The sequence below is a fragment of the Enterococcus sp. JNUCC 77 genome, from assembly GCF_054819945.1.
Map to the genome: position 1 here is coordinate 599,752 of NZ_JBTHIG010000001.1, position 17,243 is coordinate 616,994.

Genomic DNA, 17,243 nt, shown 5'->3' on the forward strand with positions numbered 1-17,243 from the left:
AATGAATGTAATTATTCAACAAATTGAAAAAAGACAAGCTCTGTTTCAAAAAGTGTCGAAGAATATTTACTTAATGGCAATCAAAGATGGTTTTTTAGCAGCCATGCCAGTTATTTTGTTTTCGAGTATTTTCATTTTGTGTGCAGCAATTCCACCGATTTTTGGCGTAACCATTCCAAGCGGGGTAGAAGAATGGTTATGGAAAATCTATGATTACACGATGGGTGTTGTTGGTATGTTAGTGGCTGGAACGACTGCTCGCTGTTTGGCGGGTAGTATGAATCGAAAAATGCCCGATGGAAAAATAATTAACGAGACATCAGTTATGTTAGCAGCGACTTGTGGTTTTCTTTTATTAGCAATTACTAAAGCTGATGGTTCTTTTGCAGCTGATTATATGGGAACAAAAGGGATTTTATCAGCGTTTATTTCAGCTTTTATCACTGTAAATATGTATAAATTTTGTGTGATTCGTGACATCACAATTAAGATGCCAAAGGAAGTACCTGGCAGCATCGCACAAAATTTTAGAGATGTTTTTCCTTTTTCTTTTTCTGTTTTAGCTTGTGCACTGATTGATATTGTAGCGAGAGCCGTACTTAATGTTCCTTTTGGAGAAGTTTTTTCCAAACTGTTGTCACCATTATTTGCTGGAGCTGAAAGTTATTTTGGTTTATCTATTATTTGGTTCTTAATTCCATTATTCTGGTTTGTTGGGGTTCATGGACCATCAGTTGTAAAACCTGGATTATCTGCTGCCTTGTATGGAAATACGGAAGCCAATTTAAGAGTTTTTACAGAAGGTGGTCATCCAACTCATGCGCTAACTGAAAATTTTGGGAATTTCATTGGTGAGTTAGGTGGGACGGGTGCAACATTTATAGTACCGATTATCTTTATTCTTTTTATGCGATCTAAGCAATTAAAAACGGTCGGGAAAGCATCAATCATTCCCGTGATGTTTGCCGTAAATGAACCACTATTATTTGCAGCACCAATTATTTTGAATCCTTATTTCTTTATTCCTTTCTGTATTGCACCGGTAGCGAATGTATTAATTGGTAAATTTTTTATCAGCGTATTAGGCATGAATGGTTTTATGTATGTTTTGCCATGGGCGACCCCGGGACCGATTGGAACAGTGATGAATACGGGCTTTCAGCCAATTTCAATTTTGCTGTCAGTAGTTTTACTATTAGTTGATTTTGCTATTTACTACCCGTTTTGTAAGGCATACGATAAAGTATTGGTAGCGCAAGAGGCAGAAAGAGTTGAAGAAATTGAGGAAATCGAAGGAATAGTCCCTCAATTATCACCAGAAAGTGCAACGGCAATTGTAGATAATAATGAAACAGTGGTTGTTGAAGAGCATTCTAGTGTAGCAACTATGGCTGATGAAAAGGAGTTAAAAGTTTTAGTTTTATGTGCAGGTGCGGGGACAAGTGCAATGTTAGCTAATGCTCTAGAAGAAGGAGCTAAAGAAACAGGGGCCCATGTCATTGCTAAGGCTGGAGCTTATGGTTCTCATTATGATATTATGCCGAATTTTGATATGGTAGTCTTGGCACCGCAAGTAAATTCCTATTATGATGATATTAAAGAAGATACAGATAAGCTAGGTATCAAACTAATTGCCACAAAAGGAGCAGAATATATTAAACTTACACGTAACCCTGCCGGAGCAATTAAATTTGTCATGGATCAGCTTAAATAAATAGATTTAACCACAGACAATATAAAAGATTTTTTGGAGTAGAGAAATCTACTCCATTTTTTTTTACAGAGAATATTGCTTACCTTATATTGACAAAATGTAAACAACTGATTACAATTATTAATGTAAACAAGTCGTTACTTTATGGAAAGTTGTGATTACTTTGATTAAAAATCATTTAAAAGTTCTCCGGGCAAAAAAAAATTGGACCCAAGAAGAACTAGCAAAAAAAGTTGGTATTTCTCGACAAGCGGTGATTTCGATTGAAAAATATAAATATACGCCATCGTTAGAATTAGCTTTTAAGTTGGCAAAGGCATTTGAGGTAGATATTAATCAAGTTTTTGATCCTGAGGAGGAGATTGAATGAGTCAAGTGATAATTTTTATTATTCAAGTAATTATTTTGGGTCTCTTTTTTTATTCGGGATTTTATCAAGCCAAAAAAAGAGTACAATACAAAAATGATGAGCGCTGGCAAGCAATTTCCAACCGTGCTAACCAAATTGGCTTAAAATATTATCAAGTTTTAGTGGTTTTAATTGCAATAATAACGACAATTTTATTGTATAAACCAGAATGGAATGTTCAGCTCTCGTTAAGTCGGGTGTTAATGTTTGGCTTTTTTCTGATATGTCTGGAGCAATTTGTCGAAACTTTAGGGATAAAATATTACGATAAACATATGTAAGTCTTTAGCAGAAAAAGCTAAAGATTTTTTTTGTAGAAAAAACTTGACTTATTATGATTACAATTGTAAACTTAATTTGTAATTACATATGTAAACGAAAGGAGAAGCACGATGACGATTACAGCTGAACCAATAAAAATTAGTGATTCCGAATGGGAAATAATGCGTGTGATTTGGACCAAGCAAGAAACTACAGCTCAAGAAATTAGTGAGATACTTGGCGAGACAATGGATTGGAAGCCGGCAACCATTAAAACCTTGTTGGGACGTCTAGTAAAAAAAGATGCTGTTTACACCAAACAAGCTGGAAAAAAATATATTTATTATCCAAAAATCAGTGAAAGTAAAACTGTTAAAAGCGCTACTGAAAATTTATTTTCACATATTTGTGCAAAGCAAATTGGTAATACAATCGCGGAATTAGTTGACGAAGCTGAACTGACCGAAGCAGATGTGGCGAAAATTATGGCTACTTTAAATAAAAAAGAAACGGTAGCAGAAGTTGTCTGCAATTGTATTCCAGGACAATGTGAATGTAAACATCACAGTGCTTAAATTTAAATTATAAGGAGAGATTATCATGAAACAAACATTTAATATTGAAGGTATGACTTGTCAACATTGTGTGAAAAATGTAGAAAATGCAGTTAACGAATTACCAGGAATTGATAAAGTAAAAATAAATTTGAAAAAAAATAATGGTGTTGTAAAATTCAACGAAGCACAAGTTACCGCAGCTGAAATCGCTACAAAAGTAACGGATGCAGGTTATCAAACAGAGGTGATCTAAATGAGCCAAACGGTGGAGACTTTTGCCATTACCGGGATGACTTGTGCCAATTGTTCTGCTCGGGTAGAAAAGGAATTAAAAGCGACTGATGGAGTGGTGGAAGCTAATGTTAACTTAGCGACTGAAAAAGCCACAGTATCTTTTGAGCAAGGACTTACGGCGGATGATTTAATCAAACGGGTGGAAAATATTGGTTATGGAGCAATTTTATTTGATGAAGCTCATAAACAAAAGATTGTTGAAGAAAAACAACGTTACTTAGCAAAGATGAAAAGAGATTTAATCATTAGTGGGATTTTGACCTTACCTTTAATGGCAGCGATGATTGCCATGCTTTTAGGTTCTCAAGCTGCTTGGGTACATTTACTGCATCGTCCAGTGGTGCAGTTAATCTTAGCTACGCCAGTTCAGTTCTGGATTGGTCGTCGTTTTTATTCAGGTGCTTATCACGCCATTAAAACGAAAGCCCCTAATATGGATGTATTGGTTGCGATGGGAACGACAGCGGCTTATGCCTTAAGTGTCTATAATGGATTTTTCAATCCTCATAATAGTGATTTGTATTTTGAAAGTAGTGGCATGATTATTACCTTAATTTTATTAGGGAAATATTTAGAACAAAAAGCCAAAACTAAAACTAGCGATGCCATTAAACAGTTGATGGCCTTACAAGCTAAAACTGCCACTGTAATGCGAGAAGGAGAAGAATTAAAAATCCCAATCGAAAATGTTTTGGTAGGTGATTTATTATTGGTACGGCCAGGTGAACAAATTCCAGTAGATGGAGTTATCAAAAGTGGGCAAACAACACTGGATGAAAGTATGTTAACAGGTGAAAGCTTACCTGTTGATAAAAGTGTCGATGACCAAGTTTTTGGCGGAACCTTAAATACGACTGGCAGTATTCAATTACTAGCAACACAGGTCGGCAGTATGACTGTTTTATCAAGAATTATTCGGATGGTGGAAGACGCCCAAGGTGAAAAAGCGCCGATTCAACAAATTGCTGATCGGATCTCAGGGATTTTTGTGCCAACTGTTTTAGTGATTGCTGCAATTACATTTGTTGTGACAGGTTTTGCTTTAGGTAATTGGGAAACCGCGATTGTTCACAGTGTTTCGGTTTTAGTGATCGCTTGTCCTTGTGCATTAGGCTTGGCTACACCAACTGCAATTATGGTGGGAACTGGTTTAGGTGCGAAGAATGGTATTTTAATTAAAGGTGGCGGAGCGTTAGAAAAAACGGCGCATCTGACAACTGTTGTACTAGATAAAACCGGTACTATTACTGCAGGTAAACCAGTAGTCGCTGATTTCTTCACAGAAAATGAAGAAGCATTGACTATTTTAACTAGTATTGAAAATTATTCTGAACATCCTTTGGCTAAAGCAATTGTAAATTATGGCAAAGAACGGACCAACTTAAAACCAGTTACTGATTTTGAAAGTTTAACTGGTCGTGGTGTGACTGGTAAAGTAGATGGTAACATTTATTATGTCGGTTCTAAACGTAGTGTTACAGAACGTGGACTGATGATAGATAATTTGGCAGAAGTGACGCAATTGGAAGCTGAAGGTAAGACCGTGATGTTCTTGTCAGATGAGAAAAATATATTGGCTTCAATTTCAGTGACAGATCAAATCAAGGATAGCTCTAAACAAGCAATCTCAAATTTACAAAATCAAGGTTTGACCGTTAAAATGTTAACGGGTGATAATTTACAAACTGCTCATTATATTGGTGAGCAAGTTGGTCTAACTGAACAAGATATTATTGCAGAAGTTTTACCAGAAGATAAAGCTGATGTGGTTCGCGAGCTTCAACAAAAAGGTGAAACCGTTGGTATGGTAGGCGACGGCATCAATGATGCACCTGCGTTGGCTTTAGCTGATATCGGGATCGCTATGGGATCAGGTGCTGATATTGCTATGGAAACGGCAGATATCACTTTAATGAATAGTGATTTGGTGTCTGTTAGCAAAAGCATTAAATTATCAAAAGTTACTTTAAATAAAATCAAACAAAATCTTTTCTGGGCATTTTTATACAATGTCATTGGTATTCCATTTGCGGCATTTGGGTTCTTAAACCCGATTATTGCTGGCGCAGCAATGGCTTTTAGTTCAGTCAGTGTCTTGTTGAATTCACTAAGTTTAAATCGAAAAAAAATATAATGATAAACGTCTGAATATTTCAGGCGTTTATTTTTATCTAGAAGTTCAAAAAATTTTATTTTTTTTAAAAATTAAATGCTATATTTTACTTGAGAGAAGGTGATCAAAATGATCTGGGAGCAACTGACTGAGGCTAAGATTAATCGCAAAATTAAGCTGCTGAATTGCTTGAAGCAACAACCAATGCGGGTTAAACAATTTGCAGAAGAAATTGGTGTCAGTACTAAAACGGTTCGTCGAGATTTAGCGGAATTAGAAAAGACAAAGGGACATTTTTTTACTAAAGGGGTCATTGTTTGGGAAAATGCTGAAGTATATCATCAATTGTATTTTGATTTGTTGCAAGAAAGTGAAGCCTTTAATGTTTTTCGTCATTTTTTGTGGAAGCACCCAATTCCTTATAAAAGAGGTACCTATCGTCATTTAAATGAAAAATTGTTGAAACTCAATCTTTCTTTAACTAAGGAAGGACTAATTGGTAATGACGCTGTTTTATTTCAATTGCGTTGGCAGTATTTACTGGATTTTGAAGTGGGAAATCAAAAGCATGTAATTGAAGAAAAGATGTTTCGTTTTTACCAATTTATAGATGCTGGTCATTTAGATTTCGCTTTGGGATGGGAGTATTTTGTAGCTAGTCCAGATCATTTTAATCAATTTTTAGCTCGTAGTCTAATGCCGGAAACCGTTGCATATTTACTTTATTTTGAAGAGCAGAAAAGATATTATGATTTATTTTTGAGCTTTTATTTACAGCATCAAGAAGTTGAAAGCATCTTATATCGTGATGCACGATTATGTAGTTATATGCTGATTAAATATTTAAAGATAGATGATCCACGGGTACAAGCACGTCTTCAATTAAAATTATTTCGGTTATTATTGGATCTTTCTCAAGGATTTCCGATTGGTTTTATCAATCAACTGGCCGATTTTTCTAGTAGCCCTAAACTTTGGCGAATTAGTAAAAAAATGAAAGAACTAGTTGTTGTACTAGATAATTGTCCGGTGACTGACTTGGCTTATACATTGGAAAAAACAGTCCGTGATGCTTATTTGTGCTCATTTTATGTTGAGCGCTATTCAACTTTTAGTAATGATGACTTTCATAATCATTTTTGGCAAGAAGAAGTGATGAAAGAAATTGAGGCTAAGTTTTTGGCAACCTAAGTTCTGCTTAGTAATATGCTATAATGAAAAAGACTAGGGGGGACCGAGATGGAATTGAAAAAACTTGATGTGCCGACATCTTCAATCACTGACGTAAAAAAATCACCGATGGATGTCTTTGGCCAAGCCCGTAAAGCTGGTACCGGAGTCTATGTCTTTAACCGGGAAAAAGTAGCTGGGATCATGTTAACCCAAGAACAATATGAAGAGCTTTTAGAAGAGTTGTCTGAATTCAGAGATAAACAATATAAACCTGTTGAAAAAGAAAACCAAGTGCCAGAAGAATTAGAAGAGTTAGCTATCGCTTTACGAAAAGTTCTAGTTAAAGGTGCCAACTTATCTGTTAAATATTTAGATGAGTGGATGGTCCAAGCTGGTTTCATTACGAAAAAAACTGGATTTGGTGGCGTTACGGAGTTATTAAGAGAACTGTCCGAAACCGGGAAGATTATTTACCAATTACGACGAAGAGAAAATAATAAAGTTATTTATGCCGAAATTTTTGGTGAAGCATATGAGAGTCACCGTAGCAGCGATATGATTACCATTGGACAAGTAAATTTGATTGAAAGATAAAAGCCAATTCTGAAGATAGTAGATTCAGAATTGGCTTTTTGCCAGCAAACAAATGTTCGGTTATAATGGAGGTGAGGTGAATAAAGGTGGCGGAATTATATTTTCCTTTAAAAAAAGATACATCAAGAAAAATTATACATATCGACATGGACGCTTTTTTTGCGTCGGTTGAAGAACGTGATGATCCTGAATTGGCTAAGCACCCGTTGGTTATTGCCCGTCACCCCTCTGATACCGGTGGCAAAGGAGTTGTTACCACTGCCAATTATAAAGCCAGACAATATGGCATTCATTCAGCCATGAGTGCTCAAAAAGCTTATGAACTTTGCCCAGAAGCTATTTTTAAACCAGGTGATCATGAAAAATATTCACGGGTATCAAAACAAGTGCGGGAAGTTTTTTTACGTTACACTGATGTGATTGAACCGATGTCAATTGATGAAGCCTATTTAGATGTCACCAACAATAAGATTGATCAAACTTCAGCGATCAAAATTGCCACATCCATCCAAAAAGATATTTGGCGGGAAGTTCAACTAACTTGTTCGGCAGGGGTTAGCTACAATAAATTTTTGGCCAAATTGGCTTCTGATTATCAAAAGCCACGGGGATTGACTGTAATTTCACCAGAAGAAGCCGAAGTATTTCTAAAAAAATTACCGATTGAAAAATTTCATGGTGTCGGAAAAAAAACAGTTCCTAAAATGAATGAGTTAGGCATTTTTACTGGGGAAGACTTGTATCAAAAAAGTGAAATGTTTTTGATTCAGCAATTTGGTAAGATGGGTTATTCCTTGTATCGGAAAGTTCGTGGCATTCATGATTCACCTGTCAATATTACGCGAGAGCGGAAATCAGTTGGGAAAGAACATACATATGGTCGACCTTTATCTACTGAAGAAGAAGTCTTAAGTCAGTTGCGACAACTTTCTGAAAAAGTTGAGGGGGCCTTAAAGCGTGTCCAACGCCATGGCAAAACGGTAGTTGTTAAAATCCGCTATGCTGATTTTACTACTGTCACGAAGCGAATAACATTACCAGAATACCTGCAAAAAAAAGAAGAGATTTTTTCTCAAGCACGAATTATTTGGGAAGAGGTCGGTGGAATCGAAAAACAGATTCGCTTACTAGGTGTGACAGTCACTAATCTCGATCCAATTGCCTATGAGAATATTGTGTTGCCTTTATGGCAAGAAAAAGAGCGGTTGAATTAAATCAACTCGCTCTTTTTGATTTGTTCAAAAGCCTTTTTAGAATCATGCAGCTTTTCCCATAAAACAACTCTGCCTTCAGCTAAAGATTTTTTAACGTCAATAATCCGTTGATTACTACTACCACGAAATTGGAGCATGAGATTCTTTTGATCTTCCATAAAACGACCATCAACTAAAACGTCAATTTTGTTTAGCAGTTCTAATTTATCATCGCTCTCTAGCAATAATTCTTCAAAGGTATAACCGCTCCAAGACCAGATATCTTTATCATCCCCAAATTCTTCTTTCATCCGGTTAACTAAAGACAAAGCCACCTGCGTATTCAAAAAAGGTTCGCCGCCTAATAAAGTAATTCCTTGCACATAATCATGACTCGTATCTGCAATAATTTGATCTTCTAATTCTTTTGTATAAGGTTTGCCGTAACGAAAGTTTTGAGCGGCCACATTAAAACAACCTTCACAAGCAAACGGACAACCAGAAAGGTACAAACTGTTTCTGACACCTTCACCATCGACAAAATTAAATGATTTGTAATCAGCAATATAATTTTGGCTTAAATCTGATGCTAGCCATTCTTTTGGTTTTGGATTTCGCATATTTTCCCTCTTATCTTGAAAAAACTGCGGGAAAATTTGGCTTCTCCCACAGTCTTTTATTTATTTCATATGTTTGACACGTGAAGCAATTTCTTGATGACGGCCGTGAACCATTGGACGTGCTTGCGGATTTCCTAAGTAGCCGCAAGTTCTTTTCACGACATCGACTGTTTTAGGATCGTGATTGCCGCATGATGGACATTCAAATCCTCGTTTAGTTGGCGTAAAATCTCCTTCAAATCCACATTCATAGCAATGATCAATCGGTGTGTTGGTACCTAAATAACCAATTTTATCGTACGCATAATCCCAAACTGCTTCTAATGCTTTTGGATTTTGTTGTAGTACGGGATATTCGCAATAATGAATGAAGCCACCAGAACAATATTTTGGATAATCTTTTTCAAAATCTAGCTTTTCAAATGGTGTTGGATTTTTCCGTACATCATAATGGAAGCTATTAGTGTAATATTCTTTATCGGTAATATTTTCAACAACGCCAAAGCGTTCGGTATCTAAACGACAGAAACGATCAGTTAAACTTTCACTTGGTGTTGAATAAACACTAAAATGATAGCCATATTCGTTACCCCAAGCATCTGCATGCAATTTCAGATTTTTTAAGATATCCAAAGTGAATTTTTTGGCTTCTGAATTATTTTCCCATTCACCGCCAAAGAAAGCCGAAGCTGCTTCGTATAAGCCGATATACCCTAATGAAATAGTTGCGCGTTTATTTTTAAATAATTCATCAACTGATTCATTGCGATTCAATCGTTTACCAAAAGCACCGTATTGGTAAAGAATTGGCGCGTTAGCTGGACTTGCTTCTTTACACCGATCTACACGGAAAACCATCGCATCTTTGACTGTAGCTAAGCGTTCTTCTAATAAAGACCAGAATTTATCTTGATCGCCGCCAGCTTCCATGGCAATTCGCGGTAAGTTCAAGGTTACAACACCTAAATTCATACGCCCAACATTAATTTCTTCGCCACTTTCATCTTTCCAGCCTTGTAGGAAAGAACGACAACCCATTGGTACTTTAAAACTGCCTGTTAATTCAACGATCTTATCGTAATTTAAAATATCTGGATACATCCGTTTAGTGGCACATTCTAATGCTAATTCTTTAACTTCATAATTTGGATCTGTCGGTTTTAAATTGACACCGTCTCTTAAAGTAAAGATTAGTTTAGGGAAAATAGCTGTGCGCTTTTCACTACCTAAGCCTTCAATTCGAATTTGCAAAATGGCTTTTTGAATTTCTTTTTCAAACCAAGAAGTTCCTAGACCAAAACCTAACGAAGTGAAAGGTGTTTGACCATTAGAAGTAAATAAAGTATTGATTTCATATTCTAGACTTTGCATCGCATCGTAAATGTCTTTTTTAGTTTTTGCTTTGGCATATTCTTCACGACGACTAGGTGTTTCAATCCATTCTTCCGCATCTTTTAAATGTTTTTGATAATTTAATTCAGCAAACGGTGCTAGTAATTCATCGGTGCGATCAGCAGAACAACCGCCGTATTGACTAGAAGCTACGTTAGCGATAATTTGCGAAATTTGTGCTGTCGCTGTCTGGATTGATTTTGGACTTTCTACTTCGGCATTCCCAATCTTAAAGCCGTCATTTAACATCCCTTTAAAGTCAATCAAGCAGCAGTTAGTCATCGGTGTATACGGATGATAGTCTAAGTCATGGTAATGAATATCGCCTTTTTGATGGGCATTAGCAACATGCGGTGGCAACATTTTTAAGCCGATTGATTTGCCGACAATCCCAGCTGTTAAATCTCGTTGGGTATTAAAAACATCGCTGTCTTTATTGGCATTTTCATTAACGACAGTTTGATCTTTATTGATTAGTTTGCTAATTGTAAAGTTAATATCAGTGGCTTGACTTCGTTGGAAATCACGATTGGTGCGGTAATTAATATATTCTTGCGCCAAGTCATACTGATTGTTTTCCAACAAGACGTGCTCCACTATATTTTGAATTTCATAAATTTTGATATCCCGATTAAAACGTTGGGCGATTTCTGCATCTACTTTTTCAACAATTGATTGAATTTTTACATGAGATAAAGGATCAAGACTCCCTTGAATTTTTGCCTGTGCTTTAATTAATGCGTCATAAATTTTTTGGTCATCAAATATTGTTTGGCGACCATCGCGTTTGATGACTTTCATCTCTCCCAAAGAAGATTGAAAAGTTGCGACAAAAGTATCATTGTTGCGAATTTCCATCATACCAACCACTCCGTTTCTAAATAATTCATAATATATCTTATAATAATCTTCAGAAAGATTCAACTAGATATAGTGGTGTATATTTTAATTGTACCAAATAAAACACTATATATTGTGTTTGTATTTCCTTGTAAAATCAATGAAAACTGATAGTCATAGGCTTTTTTGAAAGATTAATTAATTATTGCTATCTTTATTTTAAAATTCGAAAAAGATTCCACCAATGCCATTCTGTGATACGATAAAGAAAAAATTTAAAGGATAAATCAATGGAAAAATTAATTGAAGTGCAACATCTTACTAAAACTTTTGGTAATCGAAAAAATAAAATGACTATTTTAGATGATTTGAATTTTTCAATTGAAAAAGGTGAGTTTGTTGGCATCATGGGTCCTAGTGGTGCCGGTAAAACTACTTTAATGAATATACTGGCCACTATCGCCACTCCAACGATGGGTCAAGTGAGAATCAATCAGCAGGATATCACTCGTATGCGAGAAAACAAATTAACCGATTTTCGGCGGGAGAATCTAGGTTTTATATTTCAAGAATTTCATTTGATTGATAGTCTGACACTAAGAGATAATATTGTTTTGCCTTTGACAGTTTCAAAACTATCTACGGCTGAAATGATGAATAGAGTCGAGGAACTGGCGAAAATATTAGGAATTTATGACATTTTAGATCATTATCCTGAAGAAGTTTCGATGGGGCAAAGACAGCGGACTGCTGCGGCTCGAGCTTTAGTGGCGCGACAACCAATCTTGTTAGCGGATGAACCTACTGGTGCGCTAGATTCTAAGATGGCTACTGAGTTTTTAAATTACCTAGCCGAAATCAACTTACAGGAAAACACAACTATACTAATGGTGACTCATGATCCTTACACCGCTAGTTATTGTAATCGGGTTTTGTTTATTAAAGATGGTCGTTTTTTCTCTGAAATTGTCCGACGATCTTCTCGTAAAGAATTTTTTGAAAAAGTGATTGATATGCAAGCAACGATTGGAGGAGGAGGGCGCGCCAATGCTGATTAAATTAATGTGGCGTGGTTTTGTTCGACAGTTAAGCAACTATTTATTGTTTTTAGTTAGTATGATTTTTGCCGTGATGCTTTATTATTCTTTTGTGACGATTACCAAAGAGCAGCCGATTATCCAAACAGCTGGGAACAATGCTCAGGTAGTTTCAGTTTTAACTTTGGGCATTGTGGCAATTGTCTTTATCTTAGTTTATTTCATGCTGACGACCAATCGTTTTTTTATCGAAAATCGCCGTAAAGACATTTCAATCTTTCATTTGTTTGGCTTGAAATTTTATCAAATCTATCTATGGTTTGCCTTTGAATTGCTACTCTTAGGGGGGATTTCCTTTATTATTGGGATTGCTTTAGGAATGCTTTTTTCAAAGTTATTAAGTATGATCTTAGTTTTTGCAATGGGATTAAATATTGCAGTTGATTTTTTTGTTTCGTTTGAAGCCATCACCTCAACAGCTACAGTTTTAATTTTCTTATTACTGCTAGTAGCAATTCAAACGTTGTGGTTAGTTTCTAGTTTCAAATTTTCTTGGGAAAATCAGAAAATTTCTTTTCCTCAATTAAATCGAAAAAAAAGATTTCAGAAAATCACTGCAATTTTAGGGATTGTTTTCTTGGCTGTTGGTTGGGGGAGCGCCATCTTCTTTTTAAAAATTGTTCAAATAGCGGTTGGGAAATTTTATTTAGTGGAATCGATTTTAGTAATCATGCTGATTATTTTTGTTATTTGTATTATTGGAACCTATTTATTTTTTGCTTGTACTTTACCCTATTACCAAAAACGAAAAGTAGACAGTGTTTATCGTGATTTAAAAATATTGACTCGCAGTGAGAACCTCGCCTATTACTATAAAAATTGGCGTTTAGCTGGAACAATGACGATTTTATTGGGTTTAGCATTGGCATTTTTAGGCGCGACGACGGCGGTAGTTTCTTTATCAATGAATAATATTCGGGAATTTGCACCAGTGTCTTTAATGATTGATCAAGAAAATTATCAAACAATAAAAAGTGAAGTCAGCCAGTTAAGTGGCTATCAGGCGACTACTTTAAGCCTTAAACTAGTGGGTGGTCAGCAAACATTGCGGATTGTTGGTGAAGGAACCGATGAAAAGCCACAACTTTTTGATTTAATCAGTCAATCAAATTATCTTCGTTTTAGAAAAATAAATCCACAGTTAGCAAGAGTTGATTTGTCTGGCAATCAAGCAATTATGTTTACACCAGTTCAATCAATTTTAAAGGATTATATAAAATATAGTAGTAAGATTCATTTAGCCGATCGGGTATTGCAGATAAAAGGAGTGGAGACTAATTACTTAGGTGATACGAGTTTACGCTTAGGGCAAGAGATTATTGTTGTTTCAGATGAAACTTACCAAGCTATTTCTGGTGTTTCGTACAAATTAGCTGCAGTTAATGTAGCTAATAATGAGATGATGGTTTTACAAAAAATCATTGATCAAAAACTGACTTCAAAATGGATTGATCCAATTAAAGAAAATTTAGAATGGCATAATAATAAATTAAGCGGTGAAGTATCCAGAACGGAAGAAAATCAAGAAAATGCGGCTTACCGGATTAATTACGTCTCAAAATCAGAAATCTATCGTTCAACTAGAAATCAAGTGGGATTATTGCTATTTATGATGACTTTTGTGGTGGTGACTTTTATTGTGACGATGGCTAGTACGGCAAGTATGCGGCAATTATCTGACTTACCGCAAAAACGCGATCGGATTAAGCTATTAAAACAGATGGGTATTCCTAACAATTATTTAGTTAAACAAATTTATCGTGAAAATTTTGTGGTATTTTTCCCAACTGCGGCGATTGGTTTACTGCATAGTTGCTTTGCTATCCTAGTTTTTCAACAATTGGTGGCTAATGCTAGCTATTGGTTTGTTTATCTTTTCTGTGGTGTTTTGTTAATTATTTACTTCATATTTTACTGGGGGATTTGCCAATATCAAAAACGGTTTATTTAATAAAAATATTTTGAAGCGATTCGAAGTTATTTCGGATCGTTTTTTTGATGTGACAAAAACGTTCGTTGACCAGCTTATTGTGTAAGGACAATCAATGGAGCTGTTCTTTGAAGAGATTATAATAAGTATCAATAAGGAGGTAGATAAAATGAAAGTCTGGCTAAATAAACCCAAGACGAAATATTGGCTGAGCTTTATTGGTCGCACGCTTTTCTATTTTGCCATCTTCCTAGTTTTGATTTATTTATATCATTACAAGAGTATTCAAGGTGGGAATTTTATCTATAACGAATTTTAGGGGAGGGGTTTATTATGAAGAATATTGTGGCAACGATTGATGCCCTAGCGGAAGAATTTCCCGATAATTTAGTTTATCAATCAGAGACAGAAAGTTTTACTTATCAAACCCTACGACAATCTTCGGACAGTTTGGCAAGTTTTTTACAGCATCATTTGAAAACAAAAGCACCAGTGGTCGTCTACGGTGAATTAGAATTTGAAATGTTAGCAGCCTTTTTAGCCGTTTCAAAAACAGGAGTAGCCTATATTCCTATTGAAGCCAATACACCACAAGAACGAGTTGAATTAATTTTGAATGTGGCACAACCGCAATTGATTATCGCAGTTGATGATTGGCCTAGTGCATTAGAGACAGAGTTAACTATCGTGACTCCTTTAGACTTGCAACAAATCTTTCAAGCAAAAGTAGAAAATTTTGTAGCGACACCGGTAACTCGTGACGAAAATTACTATATCATTTTCACTTCCGGTACAACTGGTGTGCCCAAAGGAGTGCAGATTAGTCATGATAATTTAAGCAGTTTCCTAAATTGGGATCTACAAGATTTTGGTATTGCTTCGGGAAAACGATTTTTGTCACAGGCACCATACTCATTTGATTTGTCAGTAATGAGTATTTATCCCGCTTTAACTAGTGGTGGTACTTTGGTACCGATGGATAAAACAATTATCAATGATTTTCCTAAATTATTTTCATTTCTACCTAGTCTAGATTTGAATATTTGGGTGTCGACGCCGTCTTTCATGGATATTTGTTTAATGGAAAAAGACTTTGATGGAGAACATGTACCGTCCCTTGAAATTTTTCAATTTTGTGGCGAAGAACTGACACGGAAAACGGCAGAAGAACTGTTACGTCGGTTCCCTAATGCGAAAATTTTTAATACTTACGGACCTACTGAGGCTACCGTAGCTATTTCGCAAGTGTTGATTACACCAGAAATTTTGACAAAATATGACCGTGTACCCATCGGTTATGTGAAAGAAGATACGGAGTTATTAATTATTGATGAAGACGAGTTACAACTAGCCGATCAAATTGGTGAAATCGTGATTAAAGGTCCTAGTGTTTCCAAAGGATATTTAAATAATCCCGAGAAAACAGCTGCGGCTTTTCTAACGATTGATGGGGTGCCCGCTTATAAAACAGGAGACAGCGGGAAATTAACTGTCGATGGCTTGCTGGAATATGAAGGCCGAATTGATTTTCAAGTCAAATTACATGGTTTTCGAATTGAACTGGAAGATATTGATCATCATTTAGAAAAAGTTTCTTATGTGAAACAGGCAACTGTGGTACCAAAATATCAAGATCACAAAGTGCAACAGTTAGTTGCCTTTGTCGTAGCAAATTCAAATGATTTTGCTAAAGATTATCAATTGACCAAAGCTATCAAAGCTGAATTAAGCCAAGGAGTGATGGACTACATGATTCCCCAGAAATTCATTTATGTAGATCAAATCCCCCGAACAACCAACGGAAAAATTGACCGTAAAGGCTTAATCAACGAGGTGAATCGCCCATGATTATTCCACATATGGTGCCTTATGCTTCACCGATTTACTTTGTGATGTTACTGGTGGCCTTATTACCAATAATGATTGCCTTATTAAATGGGCGACGTTTAAATATATACCAATCACTGATAACCTTGTTTTTCTTATTTGTTTCATTTGGCGGAAAAGATTATCGTCAAGGTTTGGCTTTAATTTTTTATGTGATTTTTCAAAGTATTTTGGTGGAACTATATTTTCGCTATCGTCAAAAAGCCAATCATCAATGGGTTTTTTACGGGGCAGTTTTATTAAGTATTGTGCCTCTGATTTTTGTGAAAGTGACGCCGTTATTTGAAGCAGGCAATAATTCGATTTTTGGATTTTTAGGGATTTCATATCTGACCTTTAAGTCGGTTCAAATCATTATGGAAATGCGAGATGGTGTGATCAAAGAATATAGTCCTTTGACGTATATCAAATTTCTGTTGTTCTTTCCTACTATTTCGTCAGGACCAATTGATCGTTATCGTCGTTTTGAAAAAGATTTAAAGAATCCACCTACCCGAGAAGATTACCTGCCTTTTTTACAACGAGGGATTCATGATATTTTTATGGGTTTTCTTTATAAGTTTTTAATTGGATATTTTTTTGGACAGGTATTGCTGCCAGTAGTTTCTTTTAGAGCTTTAGCTGAAGGCGGTGTCTCTTGGTATTTAGTTGCTTATATGTACGTTTATAGTATGTATTTGTTCTTTGATTTTGCAGGTTATAGTTATTTTGCAATTGGGACCAGTAAGCTTATGGGGTATGATACACCAATTAACTTTAATAAACCTTTCCTATCTTGGAATATTAAAGAATTTTGGAATCGTTGGCACATGACTTTGTCTTTTTGGTTTCGTGATTATATTTATATGCGCTTGATGTTCACCTTGATTAAGAAGAAAGTTTTCAAAAGTCGAATCGTCGCTTCAAATGTCGGTTACTTTGCTTTGTTTTTAATTATGGGTATCTGGCACGGCTTAACTTGGTATTACATTTTGTATGGTTTTTACCATGCGACTTTAATCTGTGTGACAGATGCATGGTTGCGATTTAAGAAAAAGCACAAGAAAAAGCTGCCATCAAACAAGTTTACCCATGCTTTTGCAGTAGTATTAACTTTTCATGCAGTGATTTTTAGCTTTTTGATTTTCTCAGGCTTTTTAGATAAATTATTTTTCCACCATTTTTAAAAT

The 17,243-nt window shown here is 35.6% G+C and carries 16 protein-coding genes; 14 read left to right on the forward strand and 2 right to left on the reverse strand.

Going from position 1 to position 17,243, the window contains the following annotated elements; all coding sequences use genetic code 11:
* The first annotated feature begins 1 nt into the window (after window position 1).
* The 9 genes from ACVWNY_RS03070 (at window position 2) to dinB (ending at window position 8,329) form a co-directional block, all read left to right on the forward strand.
* Window positions 2-1,714 (forward strand): PTS lactose transporter subunit IIBC, encoded by a 1,713-nt coding sequence (locus ACVWNY_RS03070; RefSeq protein WP_218324371.1) that lies wholly within the window; start codon window positions 2-4, stop codon window positions 1,712-1,714.
* Window positions 1,715-1,877: 163 nt separating this feature from the next.
* Complete coding sequence (locus tag ACVWNY_RS03075) at window positions 1,878-2,084, forward strand: helix-turn-helix transcriptional regulator (protein ID WP_218324372.1); 207 nt, start codon at window positions 1,878-1,880, stop codon at window positions 2,082-2,084.
* Complete coding sequence (locus tag ACVWNY_RS03080) at window positions 2,081-2,404, forward strand: hypothetical protein (protein ID WP_218324373.1); 324 nt, start codon at window positions 2,081-2,083, stop codon at window positions 2,402-2,404. The genes ACVWNY_RS03075 and ACVWNY_RS03080 overlap by 4 nt, the downstream gene beginning before the upstream one ends.
* 111 nt (window positions 2,405-2,515) lie before the next feature.
* Entirely contained in the window at window positions 2,516-2,959 is a 444-nt protein-coding gene (locus tag ACVWNY_RS03085; protein WP_218324374.1) for a CopY/TcrY family copper transport repressor, read from the forward strand.
* 25 nt (window positions 2,960-2,984) lie between these two features.
* The gene (copZ, locus tag ACVWNY_RS03090; RefSeq protein ID WP_454071646.1) at window positions 2,985-3,194 is read left to right on the forward strand and encodes a copper chaperone CopZ; all 210 of its coding nucleotides are present in this window, start codon (window positions 2,985-2,987) and stop codon (window positions 3,192-3,194) included.
* Window positions 3,195-5,369: a heavy metal translocating P-type ATPase gene (locus tag ACVWNY_RS03095; protein WP_454071647.1), complete on the forward strand. Its 2,175-nt coding sequence runs from the start codon at window positions 3,195-3,197 to the stop codon at window positions 5,367-5,369. It abuts the gene before it with no gap.
* Between the two features lie 108 nt (window positions 5,370-5,477).
* Entirely contained in the window at window positions 5,478-6,539 is a 1,062-nt protein-coding gene (locus ACVWNY_RS03100; protein ID WP_218324377.1) for a DeoR family transcriptional regulator, read from the forward strand.
* A 48-nt stretch (window positions 6,540-6,587) separates the two neighbouring features.
* Entirely contained in the window at window positions 6,588-7,115 is a 528-nt protein-coding gene (locus ACVWNY_RS03105; RefSeq protein WP_218324378.1) for a type II toxin-antitoxin system Phd/YefM family antitoxin, read from the forward strand.
* Between the two features lie 86 nt (window positions 7,116-7,201).
* Window positions 7,202-8,329, forward strand: a complete 1,128-nt coding sequence (gene dinB, locus ACVWNY_RS03110) for a DNA polymerase IV (protein ID WP_218324379.1) — start codon at window positions 7,202-7,204, stop codon at window positions 8,327-8,329.
* Here dinB and nrdG read toward each other — a convergent pair.
* Both nrdG and nrdD read right to left on the reverse strand, forming a co-directional pair.
* Entirely contained in the window at window positions 8,326-8,928 is a 603-nt protein-coding gene (gene nrdG, locus ACVWNY_RS03115) for an anaerobic ribonucleoside-triphosphate reductase activating protein (RefSeq protein ID WP_218324380.1), read from the reverse strand. The genes dinB and nrdG overlap by 4 nt on opposite strands.
* Before the next feature lie 60 nt (window positions 8,929-8,988).
* Window positions 8,989-11,178 (reverse strand): anaerobic ribonucleoside-triphosphate reductase, encoded by a 2,190-nt coding sequence (gene nrdD / locus ACVWNY_RS03120; RefSeq protein WP_425514593.1) that lies wholly within the window; start codon window positions 11,176-11,178, stop codon window positions 8,989-8,991.
* Between the two features lie 272 nt (window positions 11,179-11,450).
* Between nrdD and ACVWNY_RS03125 the strand changes: the two genes are divergently transcribed.
* From ACVWNY_RS03125 to dltB, 5 genes are all read left to right on the forward strand, one after another.
* Window positions 11,451-12,218 (forward strand): ABC transporter ATP-binding protein, encoded by a 768-nt coding sequence (locus ACVWNY_RS03125; protein ID WP_218324382.1) that lies wholly within the window; start codon window positions 11,451-11,453, stop codon window positions 12,216-12,218.
* Window positions 12,208-14,208, forward strand: a complete 2,001-nt coding sequence (locus ACVWNY_RS03130; RefSeq protein WP_454071648.1) for an FtsX-like permease family protein — start codon at window positions 12,208-12,210, stop codon at window positions 14,206-14,208. Before ACVWNY_RS03125 ends, ACVWNY_RS03130 begins: the two co-directional genes overlap by 11 nt.
* Window positions 14,209-14,356: 148 nt before the next feature.
* Window positions 14,357-14,506 (forward strand): teichoic acid D-Ala incorporation-associated protein DltX, encoded by a 150-nt coding sequence (locus ACVWNY_RS03135; protein WP_218324384.1) that lies wholly within the window; start codon window positions 14,357-14,359, stop codon window positions 14,504-14,506.
* Between the two features lie 14 nt (window positions 14,507-14,520).
* The gene (dltA, locus tag ACVWNY_RS03140) at window positions 14,521-16,035 is read left to right on the forward strand and encodes a D-alanine--poly(phosphoribitol) ligase subunit DltA (RefSeq protein WP_218324385.1); all 1,515 of its coding nucleotides are present in this window, start codon (window positions 14,521-14,523) and stop codon (window positions 16,033-16,035) included.
* Window positions 16,032-17,240 carry a D-alanyl-lipoteichoic acid biosynthesis protein DltB gene (gene dltB, locus ACVWNY_RS03145; protein ID WP_218324386.1) on the forward strand — a complete coding sequence of 403 codons (1,209 nt, stop codon included), beginning with the start codon at window positions 16,032-16,034 and terminating at the stop codon, window positions 17,238-17,240. The genes dltA and dltB overlap by 4 nt, the downstream gene beginning before the upstream one ends.
* Window positions 17,241-17,243: the final 3 nt, after the last annotated feature.